Raw genomic sequence first — 16,609 nt, forward strand, 5'->3', positions numbered from 1 at the left:
CCGCGATGGCCGAGCCGATCGCGAACCCGGCGATCGTGCCGAGCATCGAGGAGGCGAGGACGCCGCCGAAGCCCATGCCTCCGCCGCCGGAGAAGCGCCGCTCCATGAATCCGGGCTGGCGCAGCTCGCTCCTCGTGGCGGACTGGGCGAGCGTGCGGGGGTCGTCGTCCTTCGGCGCGTCGCCGACAGGGGCCCCCTCGCTGAGCTCTCGGAAGACCTGCTGGCGCTTCTCCGGCGGCGGAGGCATGGGCTTCGGCGGCGTCCTCGCCTCCTCGATGCTCGGCACGATCGCCGGGTTCGCGATCGGCTCGGCCATCGCGGGCGCGTTCCTCCCCGACGCGGGAGGCGACTACGCCGGCGGTGACGGCGGGGGAGACGCCTCGGCCGACGGCGGAGCGGATGCGGGAGGTGCGGACGCCTCCGGTGCGGACGCCGGAGACGGCGGCGGCTGGGGCGACTCCGGCGGCGGCGACTTCGGTGGCGGAGGCGACTTCGGCGGGGGCGGCGACTTCGGAGGCGGCGACTTCGGCTTCTAGCCTCGTTGCAGAGGGCCCCCGATCACGGACAGTGGTCGGGGGCCCTCGCTCGTTCCGGGCTAGTCCTCGTCGGTCAGCATCGCCTTCACCTTGCGGCGGAGGACCTTGCCGATCATGCTCCGCGGCAGCTCGTCGACGACGGTGATCCGCTTGGGCACCTTGTAGGGCGTCAGCGCCTCCCGGACGGCCTTGCGGGCGGCTGCGACGTCGAGCTGCGCGCCGGGCTCCAGGACGACCGCCGCCGCCACGGACTCGCCGCTGCGCGGATCGGGCAGGCCGACCACCGCCACCTCCTTGATCTCGGGCAGGCGGAGCAGCACCTCCTCCACCTCGGACGGCGAGACGTTGAAGCCGCCCGTGATCACGAGCTCCTTGATCCGGTCGACGATGCGCACGAAGCCGTCCTCGTCGATCGTCGCGATGTCGCCGGTGCGGAACCAGCCGTCGCCGGTGAAGGTCGCCGCCGTCTCGTCGGGCTTGCGGTGGTAGCCCCGGAACACCTGCGGACCGCGCACGACCAGCTCGCCCTGCTCGCCGGTCGCCACCTCCGTGTCGGGATCCTCGGGGTCGACGATCCGCACGTCGGTGCCGGGCAGCGGGAGCCCGACCGTCCCGGCGCGTCGCGTCGGACCGACCGGGTTGGCCATCAGGACCGGAGAGGTCTCCGAGAGGCCGTAGCCCTCGACGAGCGTGCCTCCGGTCAGCGCCTCGAACGACTCGACCAGCGCCGGGTCGAGCGGCATCGCGCCGGAGATGGCGATCTCGATGCCGCGGAGGGAGACGCCCCGCTGCTGCGCGCTGCGCGCCAGGCGCTCCGCGATCGGCGGAACGGCCGGGAGGAAGGTGGCGGGGTGCTTCTTGACGACCTTCAGCACCAGCTCCGGGTCGAACTTCGGGAACAGCACCAGGCGCGCGCCCATGCTCATCGCGAAGGTGAGGCAGAGCGTCAGCCCGTAGGCGTGGAACATGGGGAGCACCGCGTAGACCACGCAGTCGCCGCGGCGGACCGTCGGCACCCAGGCGCGCGACTGGGCGGCGTTCGCCGTCAGGTTCGCGTGGGTCAGCTCGGCGCCCTTGGGCGTGCCGGTCGTGCCGCTCGTGTACTGGATGACCGCGAGGTCCTCCGCGACCGGGCGCGGGTGCGCCGGGTCGATCCGCCGTCGCAGCAGCGTCTCCCACTCGATCGCGCCGCGGACCGGCCCGGTCAGCGCGGCGCGCGACTCCCGGGCCTTCTTCAGCGGCAGGCGGAGGGCTGCGCGCATCGAGGCGGGCATCGCGCGGGTGAGGTCGACGGCGACGACGGTCTCGACGCCGAGGTCGGCCGGGAGGTCCTGCACCGTCGGCACGACGCGGTTCCAGGCGATCGCGACACGAGCGCCGTGGTCCTCGAACTGGTGGCGCAGCTCGCGCGGGGTGTAGAGCGGGTTGTGCTCGACCACCACGGCGCCGAGCCGGAGGACGGCGTAGAAGGCGACGACGTGCTGCGGGCAGTTCGGGAGGACGAGGGCGACAGGATCGCCCGCGCGGACGCCCAGGCGGCGGAGGCCCTCGGCGGCCCGCTCCACCTCGTCGGCGAGCTGGGAGTAGCTGGTCGAACGGCCGAAGAACTCGAGCGCGACCTGGTGGGGATAGCGCTCGGCCGACTCGGTGACGATGTCGACGAGCGAGCCGGTCGGGAGCTCGAGCTCCGTCGGCACGCCGGGCGCGTAGCTGCGGATCCAGGGGCGGGGCGGGTGGGTGCTCACCCGCCCCACTCTAGGAGGAGGTGCCGGGGCTCAGGCTCCCTGAGCCACCGCGTCCTCGATCGGGGTGGGACCGGAGACGATCTCCCACGTCTTCGCGATGGAGGTCGGCTGCGCCAGGGCGGCGATCACCGTGGCGGCGACGTCCGCTCGGGGGATGCTCCCCTTCTCGACGGAGGTGCCGAGCGTGATCGTGCCGGTGCCCTCGTCGTCCGTCAGCCCGCCCGGGCGGAGGATCGTGTAGTCGAGGCCGGAGTCGCGCAGTGCCGCGTCGGCGTCGCGCTTGGCCTCGACGTAGGCCTTCCAGCCCTCCTCCGTGTCCTCGGGGAGCGGCTCGTCCACACCGATCGCGCTGACCTGCACGAAGTGCTGGACCCCGACGATCGCGGCGGCCTTCTGGCTGAGGACGGACGCCCCCAGGTCGACGGTGCGCTTGCGCTCCGGGCCCGAGTCGGGTCCGGCTCCGGCGGTGAAGACCATGCCGTCGACGTGGCCCAGCGCCTCGGCGAAGGCCTCGGGCGTCGTGTCCTCGAGGTCGTGCACGAGCGGCTCGCCGCCCAGCCGGACGATGTCCTCGGCGTGATCGGGGTTGCGGATCACTCCGACCGACTCGTGGCCGGCGTCGTAGAGCAGGTGCAGGATCTGCTGCCCCACCTTGCCGTGGGCTCCGATGACGGCGATGCGTGTCATGGACGTTCCTCTCCTCGTCGGGGCGGGTCGCCCCGTGTTCGTGGTCCCCTCCATCCTGCCGCGGCGTCCCTGGACGCCCCCAGGCCTTGACGGCGTCCGGGCGCCGGGCCGTCAGGCGGCGAGGCGGTCGTCGCGTCCGGTGATGGCGAGCAGGCGGCTCTGGAGAGAGGCGGCGTCGTCGACCGGCACGGGCGCGGCGTAGAGGCCGCTCGCGCGCAGGGTCTCCTCCTGGGGTGCGAAGAGCTCCCAGACCGCTGCGACGAGCTCCTCGTCCAGCCGCTCGTCGCTGCCGGTCGCGCGGGCGAGGTCCCAGGCGTGGACGGTCACATCGGCCGTCTGCTCCTGCAGCAGCTCGACGGCGCTGACGGTGTCGCGCCCCAGCTGCACGGTCGCCGCCGGGTCGACGGTGCGGACAGCGACGCGCAGGCGGTCGGTCACGCGGCGCCACTCGCTCCTCAGATCGGTGGCGACGGACTCGAGTCGCAGCGCCGACTCATCGCCGCCCGAGAGGAGCGTGTGCGCGCGCTGCTGCTCGCGGACGACGTGCAGCACGAGCGCGCGCGTGTCCCACTCGGTGTCGGGCGTGGGGGCCGACCAGTCCTCGACGGCGCTCAGCCGGAGCTCGAAGGCGCGGTGGGCGCGGTCCTGCAGATCGAGCCAGCGGCTCATCTCGGCGCCGGGGCCGGTCTCGGTGGCGGTGGCGGTGGGGGAGTCGGGCTGCTCGTGCGTCATGGTCTCTCCGGAGCGTCGTGGTGCTCGGGTCAACCGCGAGTGGTCGGCGCTCATTCCCGGCCGGCCCGGGCGCAGCGGCCGGGAAGCCGATGTCGGTGGTGGGTGCGATCATGTCCGGAGGTGTGGTCGAGCAGGACGGAGCGGCGTGAGCAGGCAGGACGGCACGGCGTGAGCGAGCAGGACGGCACCGCGTGAGCAAGCAGGACGGCACCGCGTGAGCAAGCAGGACGGCACCGCGTGAGCAAGCAGGACGGCACGGGGCGGCAGGTCACGACCGAGCCCTTCGACGACCCGCGCGCGAGCATCATGCACATCGACATGGACGCGTTCTTCGCCTCCGTCGAGCTGCTCGACCGGCCGGATCTGCGCGGGAGGCCGGTCATCGTGGGCCACCACGGAGCGCGCTCCGTCGTCACAGCGGCGACCTACGAGGCGCGCCGCTACGGCGTCAACTCGGCGATGCCCATGGCGGTCGCCCTCCGCCGCTGCCCGCAGGCCGTGGTCCTCGAGCCGCACATGGAGCGCTACCGCGAGGCCTCTCGCCGCGTCATGGCGATCTTCGACTCCTTCACGCCGCTGGTCGAGCGCCTGAGCATCGACGAGGCGTTCCTCGACGTCGCGGGTGCCCGCCGCATCTCGGGCTCGCCGTTCGCGATCGGCACCGAGATCCGCCGCCGGGTGCACGCCGAGCTCGGGCTGACCTGCTCGGTCGGGATCGCCAGCACCAAGTTCGTCGCCAAGCTCGCCTCCGGCCGCTCCAAGCCCGACGGTCTGCTGGTCGTCCCCGCCGACGGCGTCCGCGAGTTCCTCGATCCGCTGCCCGTGAGCGCGCTGTGGGGAGTCGGCGCGAGCACGGAGGAGGCGCTCGTCCGCCGCGGTCTGCGCACCGTCGCCGACGTCGCGACCACCCCGCTGCCGTCGCTGGTGTCCGCCCTCGGCGAGGCGACCGGGAGGCGCCTGCACGCCCTGGCGAACGGGGTGGATCCGCGGCCGGTCGACACCCGCCAGATCGAGAAGAGCGCCGGACACGAGATCACGTTCGCCGACGACGTGGCCGACCCCGAGCTCGTCCGTCGTGAGCTGCTGCGGCTCTGCGACAAGGTCGCCGTGCGGATGCGCCGCTCGGGAGTGCGCTGCCGCACCGTCGCGGTGAAGGTGCGCTTCGGCGACTTCAGCACCCTCACCCGCTCCCGCACGCTCGTCGAGGCGACGGACGTGGCCCGGGTCCTCTACGAGGCCTCCTCCGCGCTCCTCGAGGCGGCCAACCCGATGCGGCGGCCCGTGCGGCTGATCGGCGTGCGCGGCGAGCAGCTGGTCGAGGGCGACGACGTCGCGTTCTCCCTGTGGAGCGACTCCGACGACTGGCGCGACGCGGAGCTCGCTGTCGACGGCGTGGCCGCCCGCTTCGGCTCCGGGGCCGTGCGTCCCGCCTCGCTCCTGTCCCGGTCGGCTCCCGAGTCGGCCAAGGGGATCGACCTCAGCGACACGCTCGCTACGCGGAACCGATCGTCAGACTGATCGGGCGGTGGTCGGAGCCGTTCGGCGGCAGGACCGCGACGGTCGCGGCGGTGACGCCGTCGGCGAGCGCGTGGTCGAGCGAGACGAGCGGCAGCAGGGACGGCCAGGTCGCCGGGAAGCCGACACCGCCCGTGCGGACGAGACCCGCCTCCACCAGCACCGGAGCGAACAGGTGGTCGTCCGTCGGCGTGTTGAAATCGCCGATGACCAGTGTCCGCTCCGACTCGTCGTCTCGAAGAGCGGTGGCGAGGTTCGAGAGCATGGTGTCCCGCTCCTCGTGGTCGCCCGGCCGGAACGAGGCCAGGTGCACCACGAACAGGCGAGCGCTGCCGACCGGCGTGTCGACGTCGACGGCGAGCGCGCGCTCCCAGCCGAGACCGAGGTCGAGCGGCTCCTCGTCGGTCAGCTCGGTCCGGCTCCAGACGCCGACGGTGCTCGAGACGGACGAGTACGGGTACTCGTCGGCCAGCTCGGCGTCGACCGCGTCCACCGCGTCTCCGTCGAGCTCCTGCAGCGCGATCACGTCGGGGCCGCGGGCGGCGAGCGAGGCGGCGAGCCCGCCGGCGTCGCCGCTCGTCTCGATGTTCTGGCTGACGACGGTGAACGAGCCGGAGCGCACGGCCGGCGCCGGCAGTGCGACCGGCAGCACCAGCACGCCGTAGACCATCGCCAGCACGGTGACCGCGGCCGCCGTCCGGCGCGACCGGAGGGCCGCCGCGGCCGCGATGAGGAGCAGCACGAGGAGCCCCGTCCAGGGGATCCCGACCTCGAGGACCGACAGCCAGCCGATCGGATCGGGCAGCGCGCGGTGGAAGGCGAGGAAGGCTGCGAGCACGAGGCTCGCGACCGCCACCGCGGCCGAGCGCACGGGGCGGCGGCTTCCGGTGCGGACGGACATCCGTCGATCATGGCAGCAGGTCCCCGGAGGTCCATGGACGAGTCCTGTGCGCCCCGGCGGGCCGCTTGTCGCCGCGGAGAGCCGCGGAGTACCGTCGCACCATGCCCAACATCGCAGTCTCCCTGGCCGACACCGTCACCACCGCGGGTACCGCGACGATCTACGGCGAGCCCGTCACCGTCGACGGCGTCTCGCTCGTCCCCGTCGCCCTCCGCTGGTTCGGCTTCGGCGGAGGCAGCGGCTCCGAGGACGGCCAGGAGGGCGGCGGCGGGGGCGGCGGCGCCACGGTCATCCCGATCGGCGCCTACATCAAGGACGACCTCGGCCTGCGGTTCCAGCCGAACGTGATCTCGGTCCTCGCCGTCGGCATCCCCTTCGTCTGGGTGACCGGCAAGGCCCTCGCGCGCATCATCCGCGCCCTCAAGAAGTAACCGGAGCGGCCCCGCGTCAGCTGGCGCGCTGCTGGCGCGCGGGGTACCACTTCTTCTTCGTCCGGCCGAAGCCGACGATCAGCCGCTCGGCGTCGTCCGGCCGGCGGGGGTCGTAGATCACCGCGGCGGGCTCACCGGCCATCCACGCGTCCCCCCGCTTCAGCGGGTACTTCTGCGCGCGCTTCTCCACACCCTCGGCGGTCCGGTAGACGACCAGGAGCCGGCCCAGATCCCGTGCAGAATCGCGATCGCCGCGTGCCGGATCCGGCCCGACGACGCGAGCGGGCACCCGCGTGCCGTAGCTGAGCAGCTCGCGGCGGATCCGCGCACGGCGCTGCCAGAGCAGGGCCTGCAGCAGGACGATCAGCAGCACGGCCAGGACGACGACCACCGACCACGACATGACGTCTATGATTGCCGACGAACACGGGAGTCCGGTGCACCGGGCTGAGAGGAAGGCAGCAGCCTTCGACCGTCGAACCTGATCTGGGTCATGCCAGCGAAGGAACGTTTCGATCTCCTCTTACCAACCCGTGCCCTCCATTCGCTTCCACGAAAGGGCACGTCAGTGCAGAACACGAACGCGCAGAACACGAACGCGCAGAACACGAACGCGCAGAACCTCACCTCCTCCGCCCCGGCCCGGCGCGATCTGCGCTGGCGGGTCGTCGACATCGTGGTGGCGAGCGTCGTCGCCGTCGCGAGCGGGATCGTCTTCTGGGCCTGGGGCCTGGCGACGAACGTCCTCGGCCTCGCCTTCGAGTTCCTGCCCGGGCTCGGCGGGCTCCTCGGCGGCGGCTGGCTCTTCGCCGGCGTCCTCGGCGGCCTGATCATCCGCAAGCCCGGAGCCGCGCTCTACACCGAGCTGGTCGCCGCGGCCGTGTCGGCTCTGATCGGCACCCAGTGGGGCTTCACCGTGCTGATCTCCGGACTCGTGCAGGGACTCGGCGCGGAGATCGTCCTGGCGCTCTTCCTCTACCGCAGCGGCCGTCCGCTCGTCGCGATGCTGGCCGGTGCCGGTGCGGGGCTCGCCCTCGCGATCAACGACCTGCTGTCGTACTACGCCGTCAACGACGCGCTCTTCAAGACCGTCTACGTCGCCTCCTCGATCGTCTCGGGCGCGCTCCTGGCCGGGCTGCTGTCCTGGTTCGCGGTGCGGGGGCTCGCGGCCTCGGGAGCGCTGGACCGCTTCGCCTCCGGGCGCGAGGGCCGGACGGTCGAGGGAGCCGGCGCGGGCGCTCGATGAGCGGCGCTTACGTCCGGGCGCGGGGCTGGAGCTGGCGGCACGCGGGACGCTCCCGCGACGCCCTCTCCGGCCTCGATCTCGCGCTGGAGCCGGGGGAGCGCGTGCTGCTCCTCGGCCCCTCCGGCGCGGGAAAGAGCACGCTGCTGCACGCCCTGGCCGGCGTCCTCGGCGGGGAGGAGGACGGCTCCGCGGCGGGCGAGCTCGAGATCGACGGAGCCGCGCCGCTCACCCGGCGCGGTGTCGCGGGGCTCGTGCTGCAGGATCCGGACACTCAGGCGGTCCTGGCGCGGGTCGGCGACGACGTCGCATTCGCCTGCGAGAACCTCGGCGTGCCGCGCGAGGAGATCCCCGCGCGGGTGCGGGAGGCACTCGGCGACGTCGGGCTCGACGTGCCGTTGGACCACTCCACCTCGGCGCTCTCGGGCGGGCAGAAGCAGAGGCTCGCCCTGGCGGGTGTGCTCGCCATGCGTCCGCGGCTCCTGCTCCTCGACGAGCCCACCGCCAACCTCGATCCGGACGGTGTACGCGAGGTGCGGGCGGCGGTGGAGCGCACGGCCGACCGCACGGGGGCGACGCTGATCGTCGTCGAGCACCGGGTCGACGTGTGGGTCGGCCTCGTCGACCGGGTCGTGGTGCTCGGGCGGGACGGCGCGGTCGTCGCCGACGGCGCTCCGGTCGAGGTCCTCGATCGAACGCACGACGTGCTCCGCGCCTCCGGCGTCTGGCTGCCCGGTGACACCCCCGCCAGGCGCGGGGCGAGCGTGTTGCCCTCGCCCGCCGCCCTGAGCGCGCACGACCTCGCCATCGGCCGGCCCGTCCTCGGGCGCCGCCGCTCGACCATCGTGGCCTCGGGGCTCGAGCTCGCCGTCGACTCCGCGCGGGCCACGGCCGTGCTGGGACCCAACGGCGCGGGGAAGTCGACCCTCGCGCTCACGCTGGCCGGTCTCCTGCCGCCGGTCGCGGGGCGGGTGACCGCCTCCGAGTCGCTCCGCGCCGGTGCGGGCCCGGAGCCGATCCGCTGGACCTCGGCTCAGCTCGCCGGACGGATCGCGATGGTGTTCCAGGAGCCGGAGCACCAGTTCCTCACCGCTCGCGTGCGCGCCGAGCTCGCGCTGGGCGCCCGCGACGAGGCGGAGCGGCATCGGGCGGAGGAGCTCCTGGAGCGCCTCGGCCTCGCGCACCTCGCCGACGCCAATCCGTTCACCCTCTCCGGAGGCGAGAAGCGGCGCCTGGCCGTCGCGTCCGCCCTCACCCGGTCGCCGTCCGTGCTCGTCCTCGACGAGCCGACGTTCGGGCAGGACCGCCTGACCTGGGAGGTGCTCGTCGACCTCCTCGCCGAGCAGCGCGACGCGGGCACGGCGGTGCTCGCCGTCACCCACGACGAGGCGCTGGTCGCCGCCCTCGCCGACTCGGTCGTCACCCTCGGCGCCCGCGAGGCGGTGTCGGGATGACGCTCCTCGACTCCGTTCCCGCGCGCAGCCGGATCGCCCGGGCCAACCCGGTCGCCAAGCTCCTCGCCAGCCTGGTCATCGCGTTCGCGCTCCTCCTCACGGTCGATGCGGTCTCCGCGGCGACGGCGCTGGCGCTCGAGTTGCTGGTTCTGCCCTTCGCGGGGCTCCGGGCGGGCGAGCTCGTGCGGCGGACGGCTCCCGTCTGGATCGCGGCTCCGCTCGCCGGCCTCTCGACTGTTCTCTACGGTCGCGACAGCGGCGCCGTCTTCGCGGAGTTCCTCATCGTCTCGGTCACAGAGGGATCCGTCGCCCTCGGGCTGGCCATCGCGCTGCGCGTCCTGGCGATCGGACTGCCGAGCGTGGTCCTCATCGCCACCACCGACCCGACGGACCTGGCGGACGGCCTGGCGCAGATCCTGCGCCTGCCCTCGCGCTTCGTGCTCGGCGCTCTCGCCGGCATGCGGCTCGTCGGTCTGCTCGTCGACGACTGGCGCACCCTGTCGATGGCCCGCCGGGCCCGCGGGGTCGCCGACGGCCACGGGCCCGTCGAGGCGCTCCGCAGCCTCGCGGCCCGCACGTTCTCGCTGCTCGTGCTGGCCATCCGGCGGGGGAGCAGGCTCGCGACGGCGATGGAGGCGAAGGGCTTCGGCTCCGGCGTCCCGCGCACCTGGGCGCGGCAGTCGCGCCTCGGAGCCGGCGACCTCCTGCTGCTCGCGGGCGGAGTGCTGATCGCTGCCGTCGCCGTGACCGCCGCCGTCGTCACCGGCTCCTGGAGCTTCGTCCTGCATGGCTGAGCGGATCCTGCCGCTGACGGATCGGACGGCGGGCGACCTCGCCCGCTCCGTGATCGCGCGGCGTCGTCGGACGGTGCTGCTGGACGGACCGAGCGGCTCCGGCAAGTCGACGTTCGCGCGCGCGCTGGTCGAGCAGCTCCGTCTCGCGCCGGCGGCATCGTCGGTCGCGCTCGTGCGGATGGACGATCTCTACCCCGGCTGGACGGGCCTGGACCGGGCGTCGCGGGAGACGGCCGCGACGCTCGTCCGCCCCCACGGCCTCGGCCTCGCGGCGCACTGGCGGCCCTGGAACTGGGCCGCGGGGACGACGGCCGGGCGCCGCGTCGTCCGCGAGCCGCTTCTCGTGCTCGAGGGCTGCGGATCGGCCGGCGCCGCCGCGCGCCGCCACGCCGATCTGGTGGTCTGGCTCGAGGCCGACGACGAGGTGCGGCGCGTGCGCGCGCTCGAGCGCGACGGCGAGCTCTTCGCTCCGCACTGGGACGCCTGGGACCGCGACTTCCGCTCCTACTGCGCTCGGGAGCGGCCCCGGGAGAACGCCGACCTCGTGCTGGACACGGGCGGCGGGGGAGCGGTGCGCGGCTGAGGGGTCCACTCCGAGCGCTGCGACGCGCGGATGCCGGTGAGAGGCTCGCCCTCGGCGGTGATCAGGCCCAGCCGAGCTCGTGCAGCCGGTCGTCGTCGATGCCGTAGAAGTGGGCGATCTCGTGGACGAGCGTGACGTGGATCTCGTCGCGCAGCGCGTCCAGATCGTCGCACGCGGCGAGGTGCGGCTCGCGGAACAGCACGATGCGGTCGGGCATCTCGCCGAAGCCGTAGCGCTCGCGCTCGGTGAGGGCGACGCCGTCGTAGTAGCCGAGCAGATCCAGGGTCCCGTCCTCGGGCCGGTCCTCCACGACGAACACGACGTTGTCGAGCCCGTCGACCATGTCGTCCGGGAGCGCGTCGAGCTCGGAGATCACCAGGGCTTCGAAGGCGTCCTCGTCCAGCTCGAGCATCCGGGACCTCTCTGCGTCGGCGATCGCTGCCGGTCGCCGGATGTGCGAAGAGGCCCGGAGTCGGAACTCCGGGCCTCTTCCGCTGCATGCACAGCCACTGGGGTGAGTAACGGGGCTCGAACCCGCGACCTCCTAGACCACAACCAGGCGCTCTGCCAACTGAGCTATACCCACCAGGAGCGTGTTCCGGCGGGGTGACCCGCCGAAGCAACTGTACGAGAGTACTACATCCGCGAGGCGAACTCGTCCACGACGGCGGCCGACACGGCCTGCACCTCGGCGGTGCTCGGCCCCGGCTGCTCCACGAACACGGCACGGCGGTAGTACTGCAGCTCTCGGATGCTCTCGAGGATGTCGGCGAGAGCGCGGTGTCCGCCGTGCTTCTTGGGCGCGTTGAAGTAGATGCGCGGGAACCAGCGCCGTGCCAGCTCCTTGATCGTGCTGACATCGACGTTGCGGTAGTGCAGGTGGCCGTCGAGGCGCGGCATGAACTTCGCGAGGAAGGCGCGGTCGGTGCCGATCGAGTTGCCGGCGAGGGGGGCCTGCTGGTCCGCCGGGACGTGCTTCAGCACGTACTCCAGCACCTCGTACTCGGCCTCCGCGACGCTGACGCCGGAGGGGATCTCGACCAGCAGCCCGGAGGTCTCGTGCATCGACCGGACGAAGTCGCCCATGTTCTCGAGCGCGGTCGCGTCGGGCCGGATGACGAGGGAGAGCCCCTCGTCGAGCGGGTTCAGCTCGAAGTCGGTGACGACGACGGCGATCTCGACGAGCTCGTCGACGGAGAGGTCGAGCCCCGTCATCTCGCAGTCGATCCAGACAAGACGGTCGGGGGCGCTACTCATGCGGGGCAGTCTATCGGCGGCCGCCGACACCCGGTCCGGCCGTCCCGCTCCTCCTACACTGGACCCTCGTGATCACGCTCGCCTGCTGCCTCCTGATCGTCAACGCCGTGTGGAACGCGATCGTCTGGCCGCCCTTCCTCCGCCGCGTCCGCAAGGACCCGCGGGCGCGCGACGCGGACGGCCGCGCGACGACCTTCCTCCGCGTGCACACGGTGCTCATCGGCGTGTCGCTCGCCCTCGCCGTGGTCTCCCTGGTCGTGGGAGTGCTGGGACTCGTCCGGGGCGCCTAGGCCCCGGCGGGCGCGGCCTCTGCGCTTCGGTATCGTGGTCGCAGTCCGCCCCCGTAGCTCAGCGGATAGAGCAGGAGCCTTCTAATCTCTTGGTCGCAGGTTCGATTCCTGCCGGGGGCACCATCGGATCGGGAGCGCGCCGGTCGCCGTCCCTAGTCTTGTCCCGGTGGCGTGCGGATCAGCGTCGACGCCTCGCGCCCGTCCTTCGACCGCGTCGCGGCCTCCCCTCGGGCGGCGCTGCGCTCCTCCGAGGAGTGACGCCCGGCACCCACGGGGTTTTCCTCCGCTCCGGTGACCCTCGGACGAGGACTCGCGGTCGCTCCACCAGTAACACACCGGCAAATCGGAGGCAACACCGGCGTGTTTCCCACCCGAAGTCGTTTGAGTGTCATTCAGGCACCTAGTCTTGGGGTGTCCGGAATTACAACGACGTAACGAACGGAGGTACGACCATGCTGCTCCTCGCCATCCTCGGTGGAATCGCCGTCGCGTGGACGATCGTCGCGGCGCCCCTCGCCGTACTGGTCGGCCGAGTCGCCCGTGCACGTGATGCACACAGCTAGTCAGTACACGCACCGCCCGCACCACGGAGAAGGCCCCGATCGCACTCGCGATCGGGGCCTTCTTCTCGTGGTCGGGAGCACTCAGACCGAGCTGCGCTCCTGGCCTCGGTCGTCGTCCGAGGCGGACCGCTCGAACCGGGCCTCGTCCGCCCGGACGAACGCCTCGTCGTCGGCCGGCACGCCGTCGCGGTCTCCGTCGGCCGGAGCCGACGGCGTCGCGTCGTGCTCCGCGTCCGGCTGCGGCTGGGCGGCAGGAGCCGAGCGCTGCGGGTCGACGGGCGGCAGCTCCTCCACGGGACGCTCGCGCGACGGCACCTCCAGGCGGTCGACGTCGGCGAGCAGGCGGCGGGTCTCCTCCTGCGAGGCGTCCCCGGCCGACGCGGGGAGGACGATCGTGGGCGTCTGCGGGGCTGCAGAGCCGGAGGCGGAGCCCGCGCCGACGACGACCGGTGCGACGGCGGTCGGTGCGGCGGCCGGGGGAGCGGTGCGCTGGGGAGCGGCCTCGGCGGTGCTCGCGGCCCGATCGGACGACGGAGCGGACTCGGCGGAGCGGTCTCGACCCGTCTCCGAGAAGCGCCAGCGCTCGAGGTCGGCGAGGAAGGCCTTCCGGGCGCGCCCGGGCTTGTCCCGCCACTGCACGAGGCGGTCGCGGAACTCGCCCACGCTCGCCTGCGTCTGGTAGCCGCCGGTGCTCGACGTGTGCTTCAGCTCGGCGAGCTCGTGAGCGGCCCAGTTGGCCGCGACTCCGGAGCCCTTGACGGGCAGGAGGCGCAGGTGCGTCTCGGCCTGCGCGGAAGCGCGGTCGCTGAGGACGCGCTCCGGGCTGCTGAGGACGTTCCAGGCCGAGGCGTCGACCGCGGCGTCGACGAGCGTCGCGATGACCGCGTTCTTCCGCTCGTGATCCTGCTGACGGATGAGGCGCGCGATGGACGCTCGGAAGACGGAGGCGATCACGATCGCTCCGACCACCACGGCCAGCAGGACCACAGCGGCCGTGAAGACCGCCTGGTGTCCGTCGCTCGTGCGGATCCAGGACATGAACTCGTTCCACCACTGCATGGGGCGAACGCTATCCGGGGCGGTCGCCGCGGCCCGGTCGGCACGCCGCCGACCGGGCGGATCGGCGCGTCAGGCGACGCGGAAGACCTCGATCGCGTCGTCGACGCTCCAGAACTCGCCGAGCTCAGCGCCGGCGGGCATGCCCGCCCGCAGCAGCCGGGCGCGGTACCGCTCGCCGAGCGGATCCTCGACCAGCTCGATGTGGCCGACGACGGCACCCGAGCCGGTGCTCACGCGCCACAGCCGGGCGTTGACCCGGGTGAGCGTCGGCGGGGTGCGGGTGGCGTGCAGCGTGGACAGGGACATCGGTTCCTCCTGCTCGAGTCTCGGAGCACCCACCGGCCGAGTGCTGTCGCAGACTACGGCCGACCACCGACATCCCCGCCGGGGCGTCAGCGAAGGGTCGTGCCGTGCACAGCGAACTCCTCGATCGCGTCGATCTCCTCCTGCGAGAGGGGGCCGGCGTCCAGCGCGGCGACGTTCTGCTCGAGCTGCGCGACGCTCGACGCTCCGATGATGGCGCTCGTGACGGTGGGCACCCGGAGCACCCAGCTCAGGGCGAGCTGGGCCAGCGACTGGCCGCGCTGCTGCGCGATCGCGTTCAGGCCGCGGGCGCGCGTCAGGTACGCCTCGTCGATCCGGTCGGAGGAGAGGAAGCGCGACGTCGCCGCACGGGACCCCTCCGGCACGGTGCCGTCGAGGTAGCGGTCCGTCAGGAGCCCCTGCGCCAGCGGCGAGAAGACGATGCAGCCGGTGCCGAGCTCGTCGAGCACGGGGAAGAGGCCGTCCTCGGGTCCGCGGTCGAAGAGCGAGTAGCGGGGCTGGTGCAGGAGGAGCGGCACTCCGCTGCCCGCCAGTGCCGCCTGCGCGGCCCGGGTCTGCTCGGGCGAGTAGTTCGAGATGCCGGCGTAGAGCGCCTTGCCCGACTCCACCGCCGAGACGAGAGCGCCCATGGTCTCCTCGATCGGAGTCTCCGGGTCCGGCCGGTGCGAGTAGAAGACGTCCACGTAGTCGACGCCGATCCGCTGCAGGCTCTGGTCGAGCGAGGAGAGCAGGTACTTGCGCGAGCCGCCGTCCCCGTACGGGCCGGGCCACATGTCGTATCCGGCCTTGGACGAGATGACGATCTCGTCGCGGTACGGGCGGAGGTCCTCCGCGAGGATGCGGCCGAAGGCCGTCTCGGCGGCGCCGTAGGGCGGTCCGTAGTTGTTCGCGAGGTCGAAGTGGGTGACGCCCAGGTCGAACGCGCGGCGGAGGATCGCGCGCTGCGTGTCGAGGGAGCGGTCGGATCCGAAGTTGTGCCAGAGGCCCAGCGACAGGGCGGGCAGCAGCAGGCCGCTCCGTCCGGTGCGTCGGTAGTCCATCCGGTCGTAGCGGGCGGGGGCGGCGTCGTAGCTCACGCCGCGACTCTATTGCAGGGGGCGGATCCGCGGAATGCAGGGGGCGGTGAGCGTGTTGGACCGACTGACGCCTCCGGCACCCCGGACGCGTCGACGCGACAGGAAGTGAGTCACACGCAATGCGCACATTCGTACTCGCCGGAGGATGCTTCTGGTGTCTGGACGCCGTCTACCGCGTCCTCGACGGCGTGACCGACGTCGTCTCCGGCTACACCGGCGGCCGCACGACCGAGCCCGACTACGAGGACGTCTGCTCCGGGCGCACCGGCCACGCCGAGGCCGTCGCCGTCACCTTCGACCCGGAGGTCATCCCCGAGGAGGTCGTCCTCGACGTCTTCTTCACCCTTCACGATCCGCGTCAGCTGAACCGCCAGGGCAACGACGTCGGCACGCAGTACCGCTCGGCGATGTTCTACTCCTCCGACGAGGAGAAGGAGCTGTTCGGGACCGCGCGCGACCGTGCGTCCGAGTGGTGGGACGGCCCGATCGTCACCGAGATCTCGCCGCTGGGCGTCTACTACCCCGCCGAGGACTACCACCAGGACTTCTTCGCGAAGAACCCGGGCCAGGGCTACTGCATGGCGGTCGCACTGCCCAAGGTGAACAAGATCCGCAAGTCCTACTCGAGGTACATCACCGCGTCGTAACGCTCCTCCACAGGGGACGATCCGCTCGTCCTCTCCCCAGAAGGGCCCGCCTCCACCTCGGAGGCGGGCCCTTCGTCGCGACACTGGCCCTGCGGCGCCCGAGCGGTACCAGCCCCCTCCGCCCGGGCGCCGTGCCCGTCGCAGCCGTGGCGGGGCAGGAGTAGAGAGGACACGACCATGACCGACACGCTGACCGTCATCGGGACCATCGGCACCGAGCCCCGGAGCATCGACACCTCCAGCGGCACCGCGATGACCAGCTTCCGGCTCGCCTCGACGCAGCGGCGCTACGACCGCTCGGAGCAGCGCTGGGTGGACGTCTCGACCAACTGGTACACCGTCACCGCGTTCAACGGCCTGGCCGGCAACGCGCTGTCCTCCCTGTCGCGCGGCGACCGGATCCTCGTCACCGGGCGGCTCGGGGTGAGGGCCTGGGAGGCGGGAGGCAAGGCCGGTACGGATGTGGTCCTCACGGCCGAGGGCATCGGGCACGACCTCGCCTGGGGGACCAGCAGCTTCACGAAGACCGTCGGGCGCGCCTCTGCTCCCGCCCCTGCCGCCGAGCCCGCGTGGAGCGAGGAGGCGCCGCGCGAGGGCGCCGCGGCGGGGGACTGGGGCGCGTCGGGCCATGACCGCGGTGATGCCGCGCCCGAGCCGCCGGTGGCGGCGGGCGTCGGCGGAGGCGCTCCCGGTCTCTCGGTAGGATCCGGGGAGACCCCGTTTTGATCCGGGGGACCGGAGCGAGAGCCGTCCCGGTCGGGAGGAGCCGGGC

At 72.8% G+C, this 16,609-nt stretch carries 20 protein-coding genes, 2 tRNA genes, 1 pseudogene and 1 riboswitch; of the genes and pseudogenes, 11 read left to right on the top strand and 12 right to left on the bottom strand.

Annotated features, from left to right (window positions below; translation table 11 throughout):
• Window positions 1-247 (bottom strand): annotated as a pseudogene (locus C5C82_RS06345) (hypothetical protein); the annotation flags it as partial.
• Between C5C82_RS06345 and C5C82_RS06350 the strand changes: the two are divergent.
• Window positions 246-536: a hypothetical protein gene (locus C5C82_RS06350; RefSeq protein WP_104354812.1), complete on the top strand. Its 291-nt coding sequence runs from the start codon at window positions 246-248 to the stop codon at window positions 534-536. The pseudogene C5C82_RS06345 and the gene C5C82_RS06350 sit on opposite strands and share 2 nt — an antisense overlap.
• A 59-nt stretch (window positions 537-595) precedes the next feature.
• On the opposite strand, the gene C5C82_RS06355 is transcribed toward C5C82_RS06350, so the two are convergent.
• From C5C82_RS06355 to C5C82_RS06365, 3 genes are all read right to left on the bottom strand, one after another.
• Window positions 596-2,281 (bottom strand): long-chain-fatty-acid--CoA ligase, encoded by a 1,686-nt coding sequence (locus C5C82_RS06355; RefSeq protein ID WP_104354813.1) that lies wholly within the window; start codon window positions 2,279-2,281, stop codon window positions 596-598.
• A 30-nt stretch (window positions 2,282-2,311) separates the two neighbouring features.
• Window positions 2,312-2,968, bottom strand: a complete 657-nt coding sequence (locus tag C5C82_RS06360; RefSeq protein ID WP_104223727.1) for an SDR family oxidoreductase — start codon at window positions 2,966-2,968, stop codon at window positions 2,312-2,314.
• Window positions 2,969-3,079: 111 nt separating this feature from the next.
• Entirely contained in the window at window positions 3,080-3,700 is a 621-nt protein-coding gene (locus C5C82_RS06365; RefSeq protein WP_258065993.1) for a TIGR03086 family metal-binding protein, read from the bottom strand.
• 237 nt (window positions 3,701-3,937) lie between these two features.
• Between C5C82_RS06365 and dinB the strand changes: the two genes are divergently transcribed.
• Window positions 3,938-5,218 (top strand): DNA polymerase IV, encoded by a 1,281-nt coding sequence (dinB, locus tag C5C82_RS06370; protein WP_104223726.1) that lies wholly within the window; start codon window positions 3,938-3,940, stop codon window positions 5,216-5,218.
• Here the strand turns inward: dinB and C5C82_RS06375 are convergent.
• Entirely contained in the window at window positions 5,193-6,116 is a 924-nt protein-coding gene (locus C5C82_RS06375; RefSeq protein WP_104354814.1) for an endonuclease/exonuclease/phosphatase family protein, read from the bottom strand. The genes dinB and C5C82_RS06375 overlap by 26 nt on opposite strands.
• Window positions 6,117-6,217: 101 nt before the next feature.
• On the opposite strand from C5C82_RS06375, the gene C5C82_RS06380 reads away from it, so the two are divergent.
• Window positions 6,218-6,547: a hypothetical protein gene (locus tag C5C82_RS06380; protein ID WP_104223724.1), complete on the top strand. Its 330-nt coding sequence runs from the start codon at window positions 6,218-6,220 to the stop codon at window positions 6,545-6,547.
• 16 nt (window positions 6,548-6,563) lie between these two features.
• Here the strand turns inward: C5C82_RS06380 and C5C82_RS06385 are convergent, their stop codons facing one another.
• Window positions 6,564-6,950, bottom strand: coding sequence for a DUF3592 domain-containing protein (locus C5C82_RS06385; protein ID WP_104223723.1), 387 nt, complete (start codon window positions 6,948-6,950; stop codon window positions 6,564-6,566).
• Window positions 6,951-6,964: 14 nt separating this feature from the next.
• Window positions 6,965-7,072, top strand: a riboswitch (TPP riboswitch).
• A 43-nt stretch (window positions 7,073-7,115) separates the two neighbouring features.
• On the opposite strand from C5C82_RS06385, the gene C5C82_RS06390 reads away from it, so the two are divergent.
• Genes C5C82_RS06390 through C5C82_RS06405 form a run of 4 tightly spaced genes read left to right on the top strand, consistent with a single transcriptional unit; the run spans window position 7,116 to window position 10,621 of the window.
• A complete protein-coding gene (locus C5C82_RS06390; RefSeq protein WP_104223722.1) occupies window positions 7,116-7,793 on the top strand; it encodes an ECF transporter S component in 678 nt (225 codons plus the stop codon).
• Window positions 7,790-9,244 carry an ABC transporter ATP-binding protein gene (locus C5C82_RS06395; RefSeq protein WP_104292171.1) on the top strand — a complete coding sequence of 485 codons (1,455 nt, stop codon included), beginning with the start codon at window positions 7,790-7,792 and terminating at the stop codon, window positions 9,242-9,244. Before C5C82_RS06390 ends, C5C82_RS06395 begins: the two co-directional genes overlap by 4 nt.
• Window positions 9,241-10,038, top strand: coding sequence for an energy-coupling factor transporter transmembrane protein EcfT (locus C5C82_RS06400; RefSeq protein WP_104295462.1), 798 nt, complete (start codon window positions 9,241-9,243; stop codon window positions 10,036-10,038). Before C5C82_RS06395 ends, C5C82_RS06400 begins: the two co-directional genes overlap by 4 nt.
• Window positions 10,031-10,621, top strand: a complete 591-nt coding sequence (locus C5C82_RS06405) for an AAA family ATPase (RefSeq protein ID WP_219812582.1) — start codon at window positions 10,031-10,033, stop codon at window positions 10,619-10,621. Before C5C82_RS06400 ends, C5C82_RS06405 begins: the two co-directional genes overlap by 8 nt.
• 61 nt (window positions 10,622-10,682) lie before the next feature.
• Here the strand turns inward: C5C82_RS06405 and C5C82_RS06410 are convergent, their stop codons facing one another.
• From C5C82_RS06410 to orn, 3 genes are all read right to left on the bottom strand, one after another.
• On the bottom strand, window positions 10,683-11,033 hold the full coding sequence (locus tag C5C82_RS06410) for a metallopeptidase family protein (protein WP_104223719.1): 351 nt from the start codon (window positions 11,031-11,033) through the stop codon (window positions 10,683-10,685).
• Window positions 11,034-11,131: 98 nt separating this feature from the next.
• Window positions 11,132-11,207, bottom strand: a tRNA-His gene (locus C5C82_RS06415).
• 50 nt (window positions 11,208-11,257) lie between these two features.
• Window positions 11,258-11,878 (bottom strand): oligoribonuclease, encoded by a 621-nt coding sequence (gene orn / locus C5C82_RS06420; protein ID WP_104257371.1) that lies wholly within the window; start codon window positions 11,876-11,878, stop codon window positions 11,258-11,260.
• Window positions 11,879-11,946: 68 nt separating this feature from the next.
• Between orn and C5C82_RS06425 the strand changes: the two genes are divergently transcribed.
• Together C5C82_RS06425 and C5C82_RS06430 are read left to right on the top strand one after the other, a co-directional pair.
• Entirely contained in the window at window positions 11,947-12,168 is a 222-nt protein-coding gene (locus C5C82_RS06425) for an SCO4848 family membrane protein (protein WP_104223717.1), read from the top strand.
• Window positions 12,169-12,215: 47 nt separating this feature from the next.
• Window positions 12,216-12,291, top strand: a tRNA-Arg gene (locus tag C5C82_RS06430).
• A gap of 521 nt (window positions 12,292-12,812) precedes the next feature.
• Here C5C82_RS06430 and C5C82_RS06435 read toward each other — a convergent pair.
• The 3 genes from C5C82_RS06435 to C5C82_RS06445 form a co-directional block, all read right to left on the bottom strand.
• On the bottom strand, window positions 12,813-13,790 hold the full coding sequence (locus C5C82_RS06435; RefSeq protein ID WP_104295463.1) for a hypothetical protein: 978 nt from the start codon (window positions 13,788-13,790) through the stop codon (window positions 12,813-12,815).
• Window positions 13,791-13,859: 69 nt separating this feature from the next.
• A complete protein-coding gene (locus C5C82_RS06440) occupies window positions 13,860-14,096 on the bottom strand; it encodes a hypothetical protein (RefSeq protein WP_104223715.1) in 237 nt (78 codons plus the stop codon).
• Between the two features lie 86 nt (window positions 14,097-14,182).
• A complete protein-coding gene (locus C5C82_RS06445; protein WP_104223714.1) occupies window positions 14,183-15,190 on the bottom strand; it encodes an aldo/keto reductase in 1,008 nt (335 codons plus the stop codon).
• Window positions 15,191-15,309: 119 nt separating this feature from the next.
• On the opposite strand from C5C82_RS06445, the gene msrA reads away from it, so the two are divergent.
• Together msrA and C5C82_RS06455 are read left to right on the top strand one after the other, a co-directional pair.
• Complete coding sequence (gene msrA / locus C5C82_RS06450; RefSeq protein WP_104354815.1) at window positions 15,310-15,837, top strand: peptide-methionine (S)-S-oxide reductase MsrA; 528 nt, start codon at window positions 15,310-15,312, stop codon at window positions 15,835-15,837.
• Window positions 15,838-16,014: 177 nt separating this feature from the next.
• Window positions 16,015-16,563 (top strand): single-stranded DNA-binding protein, encoded by a 549-nt coding sequence (locus C5C82_RS06455; protein WP_104232526.1) that lies wholly within the window; start codon window positions 16,015-16,017, stop codon window positions 16,561-16,563.
• Window positions 16,564-16,609 lie beyond the last annotated feature (46 nt).

The sequence above is a fragment of the Rathayibacter sp. AY1D5 genome (genome assembly GCF_002932515.1).
GTDB lineage: Bacteria > Actinomycetota > Actinomycetes > Actinomycetales > Microbacteriaceae > Rathayibacter.